The organism is Rhodopila sp., assembly GCF_035548095.1.
GTDB lineage: Bacteria > Pseudomonadota > Alphaproteobacteria > Acetobacterales > Acetobacteraceae > Rhodopila.
In genome coordinates this window covers 141691-152527 of the sequence record NZ_DASZUV010000027.1, presented here as the reverse complement: position 1 = coordinate 152527, position 10837 = coordinate 141691, and the positions used below count along the sequence as shown (strand labels likewise).

Below are 10837 nucleotides of genomic sequence, written 5' to 3'. Positions count from 1 at the left end.
CAGGCGAAGGCCGAGCTGACGGCGCCAGAGCCGGTGCCGAAGCTGTCCGGGCCAGAGCCGTTGGGGTTGGAGCTGTTGGGGCCGGAGCCGATCGGGCCAAAGCCGTTGGGATTGGAGTTGTTGGGGCCAGAGCCGATCGGGCCAGAGCCGATGGGGTTAAAGCCGATCGGGCCGGAGCCGATGAGGTTGGAGCCGATGGGATCAGAGGAGACGGGGTTGCAGCCGGCGGGACCGGGACTGGTGAAGGCCGCATTGGCGGAACGGCCGGGCGCGGGACCAGCAGAGGCGGAACAGACCAGGGCGCGGCTGGCCAAGCCGCGGCCTGCCCCGGCCATGGCGGCGCCCGCACCGCCCGGGGTGCCGCCCGCCGCCGCCGCGGTTGCGCCGGCCCGCGGTCCCGCGTCGGTGGCCGCCGCCGATGCCAATCCGGCTGGACCCGCCCAGACCGCCGCCGCGCCGGTTGCCGATCAGACCGCCACGCAGACCGGGTCGGTCACGGCGCGCTCCGCCGTTCCAGCCGCCGCGGCCGCGGCAATCGCCAAAGCGGTTCCGGCTCGCAGACCGCCGGACCGCTTCGTCTGGGCCAACGGGATCGCCGCGGTGATGGAGGAACTGACGCAGGGCCTGCCGCAGCTGTCGACCGCGGAACAGCGCAAGCAACTGCAGCACATCAACGCGCTGCGGGCCGCGACGGAGAATCTGATCGTCAGTGGGACGATCACCGGTGAGACGCAGGGCACGGTGCCGAGCGGCGTCTCGGATGCCGTGTCGGCGATGGCCTTGCTGTCACTGCCGACGCCGCCGGGTGTGGTCCCACCGGGTGTGGTCCCGCCGGGCGTAATCCCACCGGGCATAGTCCCGGCGGGCATGGTCGCATCGGGTGTGGTCCCATCCGGCGCAGTCCCGCCGGGCGTGATCCCACCGGGTGTGGTCCCGCCGGGCGTGGTCCCATCCGGCGGCCAGCATGACGGGCCGGCCATGCCGCACGCGCGGCGCCCGCCGGCATAACGCCGGCCGGGCTCGCCGCACCGAACGCCAGCCGGAGCCGGAAGGAGCGCGGCGGCACCGACGCTCCGGCACCGACGCTCCGGCACCGACGTTCCGGCACCGGCGCTCCGGCGCCGCCATCCGGCAAGGCCCGGCGGCGCGATCTCCACGGCCCTCCGCCGGTTCGGGGCGAAGCCGGGGCAACGGAGACACCCGCCGCGCCATCCGTTACGGAAACGCCGCCAGCATCAGGAACACCCCGAACAGCACCAGGTGAACGCCGCCCTGCAAGACGGTGGTGCGTCCGGTGCTGAGCGCCTGGCTGGTCATGAACAGGCCCAGCACCAGCAGCACCATGTTGCCCTCGTCCAGGCCCAGCGCGAGCTGGCGCCCTCCCCACAGCAAGGACGCCGTCGCAACGGTCGGGATCGTCAGCCCGATGCTGGCAATGGCCGATCCCAGCGCCAGGTTCAGGGCGTTCTGCAACCGGTTCCCCATGGCCGCCCGGACCGAGGCCATGCCCTCGGGCAGCATCACGATCACCGCGATCACCACCCCGACCACGGCCCGCGGCAGTCCGGCCGCGGCGACCGCATCCTCCAGCGGATGCGACAGGATTTTCGCCAGGAACACGATGGAGGCCAGGGCGATCGGCAGGAACAGCGCGCTGACGGCCACCACCCAGGCCGGCGATACCGCCTCGGCCTCCTCATCGGCCCAGTCGTCGCTGATCGCGTCGAGGAAATAATCCCGATGCCGCACGGTCTGCACGAACACGAACAGCCCGTACAGCACCAGCGAACTGACGGCGACGAATTCGAGCTGGAGCCCCGAGTAATACGGACCGTGCACGGTGAAGGTGAAGTTCGGCAGCACCAGCGAGAACATGGCCAGCGGCGCCAGCACGTTCAGGGCCGCCGACGCGCCCTGCAGCTGGAACTGCTGCACCCGGTGCCTGCCGGCGCCGAGCACCAGACACAGGCCGACGATCCCGCCCAGCACGATCATCACCGCCGCGTATACGGTATCGCGCGCCACCGTCTCACTGCCCGGCGCACCGGACAGGAACACGGCGACGATCAGCCCGACCTCGATCACCGTGACGGCCACCGCCAGCAGGATCGATCCGAACGGCTCCCCCAGCTTCAGCGCCAGCACCTCGGCGTGATGGACGGCGGCGAACACCGACCCGCCGAGCAGCAGCCCGGCCAGCAATTGCACCGATACCCAGTCCTGGGGCGCGACACCGACGGTTTTCAGGATCAGCAGCAGACCGGCAAGGCAAGGCAGGAGCCAGGTCCAGACGGGGACCCGGTCGGGCGCGGAGTGAGCCATTGAGGTATCCGAAGCAGGTGTCGGGGCAGATTACACGGATCGGCGGGGCGCCGCTTCCCCCTATCCGCGACCGTCATGACGCGCCGCCCCATTGCCTCGGCGGAGTCGGACCGGTAGCGTTCCCCGGCACAGCGGTCCGCGCAGCGCGAAAGGACCGTGGGAGGAGAGGTCTTGCGTGATGCCCGCCGCCGGCGATCCGCCATGAGCGCGGACCGGCCGGATTGATGTCCCGACTCGAACTGCTCAGCGTCACCAAGCGGTACGGCACCCACGCCGCGGTCGACGCCCTCGATCTGGCGGTGGAGAGCGGCCACCTCGTCTCCCTTCTGGGCCCGTCGGGTTGCGGCAAGACCACGACGCTGCGCCTGGTATCCGGCTTTGCCGTCCCCGATGGCGGCAGCATCAGCGTCGCCGGCCAGCTGGTATCCTCGGCGCGCGGCGTCGTCCCGCCGGAGCGGCGCGAGATGTCGATGATTTTCCAGAGCTATGCGCTGTGGCCGCACCTGACGGTGGCGGAGAACGTCGCCTATGGCCTTAAGCTGCGGCGCCTGCCGAGGGAGGACGTGGCGCGGCGGGTGCGGGCGATGCTGGAGACGATGCAGCTGACGCGGTTCGAACAGCGCTACCCCGCCGAGCTGTCCGGCGGGCAGCAGCAGCGGGTGGGCCTGGCGCGCGCGCTGGTCGTCGAGCCGAAGATCCTGCTGCTGGATGAGCCGCTGTCCAACCTGGACGCCAGCCTGCGGGAGGAGATGCGGCATGAGATCCGCCGGCTGCACGACCGTTTCCACTACACGACGATCTACGTGACCCACGACCAGGCCGAGGCGATGACGACCTCCGACCTGATCGCGGTGATGCGCGACGGCCGGATCGAGCAGGCCGGCGGGCCCGAGGATATCTATGAGCGCCCGGAAACCGAGTTCGTCGCCCGCTTCATCGGCAGCACCAACATCCTGCGCGGCCGCCGCACCGGCGAGTGGGAGGCCAGTTGCGACGGCCTGAGCCTGACCTGCGGCGGCGGCGCCTTCCCGGCGGATGGCGGCGCGATCGTGTCGATCCGCCCGCACCATGTCATCCTGGGTCCGCCGGACGGCGACGGCGCCGCCGGCTGCGTGGAACGCGCGGTCTATCTGGGGGCGCAACGGCATTACATCGTCGCGCTGGACGCCGGCCCCAGGTTGCAGGTGCTGGCGCCAGCGGCCGTCAAGGCCCAGGCGGGTGAGCGGGTCAATGTCATCCTGCGCGCGGAGCATTGCCGCGCGCTGACCGGGTGAGGCGACAGGGAGAGGGAGGGAACCATGGGCATGAAACGACGCAGCCTGCTGGCCGCAGCCGCCGGGCTGGCCTTCGCCGGCGCGGCCCGCGCGGCGCGCCCGGAGCCGCAGGCGCTGACGCCTGCTCTGGTCGACGCGGCGAAGAAGGAAGGCAAGGTCGCCTGGTACACCGCCGACGACCTTGTGCTGGCCACGCGCGTGTCCAAGGCGTTCGAGGCGAAATACGGCCTGACCGTGCAGCTTGAACGGTCGGGCGCCGAACGGATCTATCAGCGCATCGCACAGGAGTATGCGTCCAATATCAGCGCCGTCGACGTGGCGACGACATCCGATGTCGGCCACACCGTGTCCTGGAACGCCAATGACTGGCTGCAACCCTTCATCCCGGCCGAGGTCGCGCAATGGCCGGACCACGCGATCGGATCCGACGGGCTGTACATCGTCGACAAGTTCACGATGGTGACCCCCGGCTACAACAGCCGGCTGGTCAAGGCCGACGACGCGCCGAAATCCTGGAACGACCTGCTGGACCCGAAATGGAAGGGCAAGCTGGTGAAGGCCCACCCCGGCTATTCCGGCGCCATCACGAACGCGACGCTGGCCTTGAGCCGGACGCTGGGCTGGGAGTTCTTCGAGAAACTCGCGAAACAGGGCGTCCTGCAGGTGCAGTCCGCCACCGATCCGCCGATGCGCACGGCCCAGGGCGAACGCGCCGTCATGGCGGACGGCGCCGAAAACACCTCACTGCGGCTGGTCGGCGAGGGCGCGCCGCTGGTGCTGATCTATCCGCCCGAGGGCGTGCCCGCCGTCGCCGTCGGCAGCGTGCTGATGAAGAAGGCCCCCAACCCGAACGCCGCCCGGCTGTTCATGCACTACCTGGTGTCGCAGGAATGCCAGGACCTCAACGTCGCCAATGGCGCGCGCAGCTTCAACCCCGGCGTGAAGGAGCCGGCGAACTGGGTGCCGCTGGGCAGGATCAAGCTGCTGTTCAATGAACCGGGCGACCTGGCAAGGCAGGCCGAGGCGGTCAAGCAGCAGTATTCGAAGATCTTCGGGGTGTGAGGCCGGATCATCCATGAGCCTGGCCTTGTCCTCCGGCACGCGGATACGCCGTTTCGATCCGTCACTGGTGCCGCTGGCCCTGGCCGGCCTCTTCCTCGCCATGCTGGTGCTGCTGCCGCTGGGCTGGCTGCTGGCCTATACGCTGTCCGATGAAGCCGGCCGGCCAAGCTGGACGAACCTGATGCAGCTGGCCGACCCGTCGCTGTTCTGGGAACCCTTCGTCACCACCTTCGGGATCGCGCTGGGCGTGGCGGCGCTGGCCTGCGCGATCGCGGTGCCGCTGGCCTGGCTGGTGGCGCGGACCGATGTGCCGGGCCGGCGCCTGCTGCGGGGACTGGTGATGGTGTCCTTCATCACCCCGCCCTTCATCGGCGCGGTCGCCTGGGTGCTGCTGGCGGCGCCGAACAGCGGCCTGCTGAACCAGTATTACCGCTGGATCACCGGCGCCGGCGCGTTCGACTCCCTGTTCAACATCTTCTCGACCACCGGCATCATCTTCGTCATGGGTTCCTATGCGTTTCCATACGTGTTCGTGCTGGTCGCCAACACGCTGGACCGGCTGCCGTACGACCTGGAGGAAGCCAGCGCGATCCTTGGCGGCGGCCGCTGGCACACGTTCCGGCGGGTGACCCTGCCGATGGTGCTGCCGGCCTTGCTGGCCGGGTTCCTGATCGCCTTCCTGCAGGCTATGACCCAGTTCGGCACGCCGGCCATCCTGGCGCTGCCGGCCGGTTTCCACGTGCTGACCACGAAGATATGGAGCCTGTTTCAGTTTCCGCCGAAAACCCACCTGGCCGCCGCCTGCGCGATGCCGCTGCTGCTGGTCACCATCCTGCTGCTGCGGGCCGAGAAGCTGCTGCTGGGCCGCCGCGGCTACACCATGGTGGGCGGCAAGTCCGGCACGCCACGGCTGACTCCGCTGGGGCTCTGGCGCTGGCCGGCACTGCTGCTGGCGCTGTTCATCCTGTTCTCCACCGTCCTGCTGCCGAACCTGGTGCTGATCCGGTCCAGCATGCTGCGGAGCATCGCCGATCCGTGGACTTGGCAGACGATCACCTGGGCCAACGTGCCGCTGGTGTTCGGCCTGACCAACACGCTGGACGCGCTGCGCAATACCCTGGTGACCGGCGTCGCCGCGGCCACTCTGGGCAGCGTCTTCGCGGTGCTGATCGCCTACCTGACCGCGCGCAAGGCGGTGCCCGGACACCAGGTGCTGGGCTTCCTGGCCACCGCGCCGGTCGCGATTCCCGGCATCGTGCTGGGCGTGGCGCTGTTCATCGCCTACACGCGGCCACCGTTTCAACTGTATGGCACGTTGTGGATACTCCTGCTGGCCTTCCTGACGATCGAGATGCCGCCGGCCTATCAGCAGATGCAGGCCGCCTTCCGTGGCCTGAACCCGGAGCTGGAGGAAGCGTCCCGCATCCTGGGCGCGGGCCGGCTGACATCCCTGGCGAAGGTGGTGGCGCCGCTGCTGAAGACATCCGTCGCGGCGACCTGGTGCTTCATCTTCATCGGCGCCATCCGCGAGCTGTCGGCGACGATCCTGCTGACCACATCGCAGACCAAGTTGGTGTCGGTGCTGATCTACGACCTGAACGAAAGCGGCGCGCTGGGCGGGATCGCGGTGCTGGGCCTCGTGCTGATGGCGGTGACGGCGGTGGTGGTGGTCATCGCCAACCGCGTGGCCAATGTCGGCGTGGTCACGCAGGGACGATAGCGCGTCAGATCACCCCGGCGCGCGACAGCTCCTCCAGCTCGGCATCAGAACGGCCAAGCCATGTCCCGAACACCGCCTCGTTGTCGGCACCCAGCGCCACGCTGGGTTGCAGCGGCACGCGTGGCGATCCTTCGAACACCATCGGTGAGTGCGGCAGCACCACGCGCCCCAGCCCCGGATGGTCGACCCATTGCAGGCTGCCACGCTCGTGCATGTTCCGGTCCCGCACGACCTCGGACAGCTCCCGCACCGGCGCACAGGGCACCGACACCGCCAGCAGCCGGTCCGCCACATCCTGTTTCGTGTGCAGCGACGTCCAGGCTTCCAGCAGCGCATCTACCTCCTGCATATGCGCCACGCGGGCGGCGCGCGTGTTGAAGCGGGGATCATCCTTCAGGTCGGCGCGGCCGATGACATCCAGGATGGCACGGAAATGCGCGTCGCCCGGCGCGTTGATCACCACATGGCCGTCGCGGGTGGCATACGCGTTATAGGGAGAGATCCCCAGGCCGCCATGCCGGTTGCCGGTGCGCGGCGGGACCGCGCCGCCGCGCGCATGCAGCATCCCCAGGTTGGAGGCCAGCGAGGCATAGACGGAATCCTGCATCGTCACCTCGACGACGCATCCCTCGCCGGTGCGCTCGCGCTGGAACAGCGCCGTCATGACGGCGCCATAGAGATGCACGCCGGCGCTGAAATCGCACAGGGCCGGGCCGGCCTTCACCGGCGGCTGGTCCGGCTGGCCGGTCACGCTGATGACGCCGCACATCGCCTGCATCACCAGGTCCATCGCCGGGTAGTCGCGATACGGGCCGGACTTGCCGTAGCCGGAGCTGGACCCGTAGATCAGCCGCGGGTTCAGCGTCCGCAAATCCGCAGCGCCGAGGCCCAGGCGATCCATCACGCCGGGGGCGAAGTTCTCCACCAGCACATCGGCCCTCGCGACCATCTCCCGCAGCAGCGCCTTGCCGCGTTCCGCTTTCAGGTTCAGCGTCACGCAGCGCTTGTTGCTGTTCAGCATCGCGAAGGGCAGCGCCGCGCCGCCCATGTCACCACGGCTGCGCAGATGCTCGCCGCCATGCGGTTCCACCTTGATCACCGTCGCGCCGGCCATCGCCATCAGGAAGGTGGCGTAGGGACCATTATAGACATGCGACAGGTCGATGACGGTGATCCCGGAGAGTGGAGCGGCGGGCACGCTCGGCATGGCGGTCAGGTCGCCGTCATGCCGCCATCGACGACCAGCCCGGCGCCGTTCATGTAGCCGGCATCATCGGAAGCCAGGTAGACGATGCCCTTGGCGATATCCTCCGGCGTGCCCAGCCGGCCCCACGGCACTGTCGCCAGCACGGTGCTGCGCGCCGCCGAGGTATCGTTGGTGCCCGTCCGTTGGGCTCTTGATACGAAAGTCTGCTCCCCCATATCCGTCTCGATGACGCCGGGATGGATGGAGTTGACGCGGATCCGATAGCCCTTGCGCGCGAACTCCAATGCCGCCGACTTGGTGAACAGCGTGACGCCACCCTTGGTCATCGAATACAGCGGATCCAGCTGCGATCCGACAATCCCGGCGATCGAGGCCAGGTTCACGATCGCGCTGCCATGCTCATTGTGCTTCGCGGCATCGCGCAGCGCCGGCGCGGCCAGCCTGGTGCCAAGGAAAACGCCGGTCATGTTCACATCGACCAGGCGCTGCCATTCCGCCATGGTGATGTCCTCGATGCTTTTGCCGATGAACACGCCGGCATTGTTCACCAGGACATCCAGCTTGCCGAACCTGCCGACCGCGAGGTCGATCGCGGCCGTCCATCCGGCCTCCCTGGTCACGTCCAGATGGACGTAGTCCGCCTGCCCGCCGGCCGCGTTGATCGCGGCCACCGTCTGTTGGCCGCGCTCATCCAGCACATCGCCGACCACCACCTTGGCGCCAGCCCGCGCCATGTGCCGCGCGGTCTCTCCGCCGATGCCGCGCGCGGCGCCGGAGATCAGGGCGACCTTGCCATCGAGACGACTCATGCTGCGTTCCTTGCCTGTCCTGGACGATGGTTGCCAATGGGGTTGCCAATGGGGTTGCCCCATGAGGTTGCCCATGGGGAGTTGCCAGTGACCCGCATCGGCGGCGGCCTGTCAATCCGCCGGCGGCGCGCGGCGCAACCCGCCATCCCCGGGCCCGCCGTTGACAGGACCGGCGCACCGCCGGAGCATTCGGACCGCCATGGAAACCTATGACTACATCATCGTCGGCGCGGGATCGGCCGGTGCCGTCGTTGCCAACCGGCTTTCCGCCGACCCCGCCAACAAGGTGCTGCTGCTGGAGGCCGGGCCGCCCGGCAACCCGTGGTCGCGCATCCCGGTGGGCTATGCGCGCCTGCTGACCAATCCGGCGGCGAACTGGCTGTATAGTTCCGAACCCGAACCGGCCACCCATGGGCGCCGCCTGCCCGTGCCGCGCGGCAAACTGCTGGGCGGCTCCTCCTCCATCAACGGGCAGGCCTTCGTCCGCGGCCAGGCACAGGACTTCGACACCTGGGCGCAGATGGGCAATTACGGCTGGAGCTACGCCGACGTGCTGCCGTTGTTCAAGCGCATGGAAACCTGGCGCGGCCGTGGCGACGACCAGTTCCGCGGCCGGTCCGGTCCGATCATCGTCAACGACCCGCCGCCGAACGATGAGGTCTTTGCCCGCATCATCCAGGCCGCCGGCCAGGTCGGTATCCGCCATAATCCCGACTACAACGGCGCCCGGCAGGACGGCATCGCCATGAGCCAGGCGAACATCGCCCGCGGCCGGCGTCAGAGCACCGCGGTCTGCTACCTCGACCCCGCGCGCGGACGGCCGAACCTGCGGATCGTCACCGACGCGATGACCCACCATGTCACGCTGGACGGCACGCGCTGCACCGGCGTCCGCTACAGCGCCGGCGGCGGCGTCCATGACGCGGCGGCGGGCCGTGAGGTGGTGATCTGCGCCGGCTCGGTGAACTCCCCGAAAATCCTGGAACTGTCCGGCATCGGCCAGGCCGCCCGGCTGCAGGCGCTGGGCATCGACGTGCGGTGCGACCTGCCGGGTGTCGGTGAGAACCTGCGCGACCACTACGCGCCGCGCACGCGCTGGCTGGTCGGACGCAAGGGCATCACCTTCAACGATCGCGCGCGCGGGCTGGGCATGGTCGGCCAGGCGCTGCGCTACATCCTTCAGCAGCCCAGCCTGCTGAGCATGGTCGGCGCCCCGATGCGGGCCTTCGTCAAGTCGCGCGAGGGCTTGGAGGCGCCCGACCTGCTGCTGGGCTGGGTGCCGATGCTGACCGAGCCCGGACCGAAAGGACCGCGGCTGTCGAAACAATCCGGCGTCACCTGCTACGCCCATCCGATGCGCCCAGAGAGCAGGGGGCGGATTCACATCACCGCCGCCGACCCGCGCCAGCCGCCCGCGATCACCTTCAACTTCCTGTCCGCCGCGATCGACGCCGAGCTGACGGTGAAGGCGATCCGGATCGCCCGCGCCATCATGACCGCGCCGGCCTTGCAGGACTGGCGGATCACCGAGATCGGTCCGGGTCCGGACCGGCAGACCGACGATGAGATCATCGACTGGGTGAAGCAGGTCGGTGAGACGACCTATCACCCGGTCGGCACCTGCAAGATGGGAAGCGACAAGATGGCGGTGGTCGATCCGGAGCTGCGGGTGCACGGCATCGCCGGGCTGCGCGTCGCCGACGCGTCGATCATGCCGACGCTGACCTCCGGCAACACCAACGCGCCCTCGATCATGATCGGGGAAAAGGCGGCGGACCTGATCCTGCGGAGCGCGGCGTAGCCCCGGCGGCACGGGCCGGTCGGGAGAGGCCTGTCATTTCGCCTCATTTCGCCCGCTCAGACATATCCCGGCGCCTCCCGCCCGGTGACCCGGGTATATGCCGCCTTCACATCCGCCGGGACACTCTGCGTGTCCTCCTTCAGGTTGCGCGGCGTGATCGCGATGAATGCGATCTCCCAATCATCCGGAACCGGCTTGCCCACCTTCGGCAGGAACGCATGCGGCGCATCCGGTGCGTTATGGAAATGAGAGCCGCCCTCCACCGGGGTCAGCACCGGCTGGCCGTCCGCATCCAGGGAGAACGCATCCGCTTCGCCGCGCACATATATCGCGAACTGGTCGGTCCGGCTGCGCGCATGGCGGTGCAGTTCGACACGCGGCAGGAACACCGCCGTGACGTTGCGTCCATGCCGGTTCCGGCCGCCGCGCCACGGTCCCGGCCCGGTCAGGTCCATCGGCGCCGGAAGCCGGTGCCGCGGCTGCGCCAGCACGTGACGCAGCACTTCCTTGGGGTCGGCGGCGTCCGAGCGGGCGGCGGCGAAATCGTCGTATACTGCTTGCATCCAGGCGATTTCATCAGCCGCCAGCTCATGATCCAGCAATGCCAGGTCCCGGTCCTCGCTCATCAATACCTCCTCACCA

At 69.1% G+C, this 10837-nt stretch carries 8 protein-coding genes and 1 pseudogene; 5 read left to right on the top strand and 4 right to left on the bottom strand.

The window, feature by feature from the left end:
• Nucleotides 1–1008: pseudogene (locus tag VHC04_RS19310) on the top strand (hypothetical protein); the annotation flags it as partial.
• A 207-nt stretch (nt 1009–1215) separates the two neighbouring features.
• Here the strand turns inward: VHC04_RS19310 and VHC04_RS19305 are convergent.
• On the bottom strand, nt 1216–2322 hold the full coding sequence (locus VHC04_RS19305; RefSeq protein WP_325684343.1) for a calcium:proton antiporter: 1107 nt from the start codon (nt 2320–2322) through the stop codon (nt 1216–1218).
• Nucleotides 2323–2546: 224 nt separating this feature from the next.
• On the opposite strand from VHC04_RS19305, the gene VHC04_RS19300 reads away from it, so the two are divergent.
• The 3 genes from VHC04_RS19300 to VHC04_RS19290 are packed head-to-tail and all read left to right on the top strand — an operon-like array spanning nt 2547 to nt 6378.
• Nucleotides 2547–3596: an ABC transporter ATP-binding protein gene (locus VHC04_RS19300; RefSeq protein ID WP_325684341.1), complete on the top strand. Its 1050-nt coding sequence runs from the start codon at nt 2547–2549 to the stop codon at nt 3594–3596.
• Nucleotides 3597–3626: 30 nt separating this feature from the next.
• A complete protein-coding gene (locus tag VHC04_RS19295; RefSeq protein ID WP_325684339.1) occupies nt 3627–4658 on the top strand; it encodes an ABC transporter substrate-binding protein in 1032 nt (343 codons plus the stop codon).
• A gap of 13 nt (nt 4659–4671) precedes the next feature.
• Nucleotides 4672–6378, top strand: coding sequence for an ABC transporter permease (locus VHC04_RS19290; protein ID WP_325684337.1), 1707 nt, complete (start codon nt 4672–4674; stop codon nt 6376–6378).
• Nucleotides 6379–6382: 4 nt separating this feature from the next.
• On the opposite strand, the gene VHC04_RS19285 is transcribed toward VHC04_RS19290, so the two are convergent.
• Nucleotides 6383–7585, bottom strand: a complete 1203-nt coding sequence (locus VHC04_RS19285; RefSeq protein WP_325684335.1) for a CaiB/BaiF CoA transferase family protein — start codon at nt 7583–7585, stop codon at nt 6383–6385.
• 5 nt (nt 7586–7590) lie between these two features.
• The gene (locus VHC04_RS19280; protein ID WP_325684333.1) at nt 7591–8394 is read right to left on the bottom strand and encodes an SDR family NAD(P)-dependent oxidoreductase; all 804 of its coding nucleotides are present in this window, start codon (nt 8392–8394) and stop codon (nt 7591–7593) included.
• Nucleotides 8395–8593: 199 nt separating this feature from the next.
• Between VHC04_RS19280 and VHC04_RS19275 the strand changes: the two genes are divergently transcribed.
• The gene (locus VHC04_RS19275) at nt 8594–10195 is read left to right on the top strand and encodes a GMC family oxidoreductase (RefSeq protein WP_325684331.1); all 1602 of its coding nucleotides are present in this window, start codon (nt 8594–8596) and stop codon (nt 10193–10195) included.
• Nucleotides 10196–10251: 56 nt separating this feature from the next.
• Here the strand turns inward: VHC04_RS19275 and VHC04_RS19270 are convergent, their stop codons facing one another.
• The gene (locus VHC04_RS19270; protein WP_325684329.1) at nt 10252–10821 is read right to left on the bottom strand and encodes a hypothetical protein; all 570 of its coding nucleotides are present in this window, start codon (nt 10819–10821) and stop codon (nt 10252–10254) included.
• Nucleotides 10822–10837 lie beyond the last annotated feature (16 nt).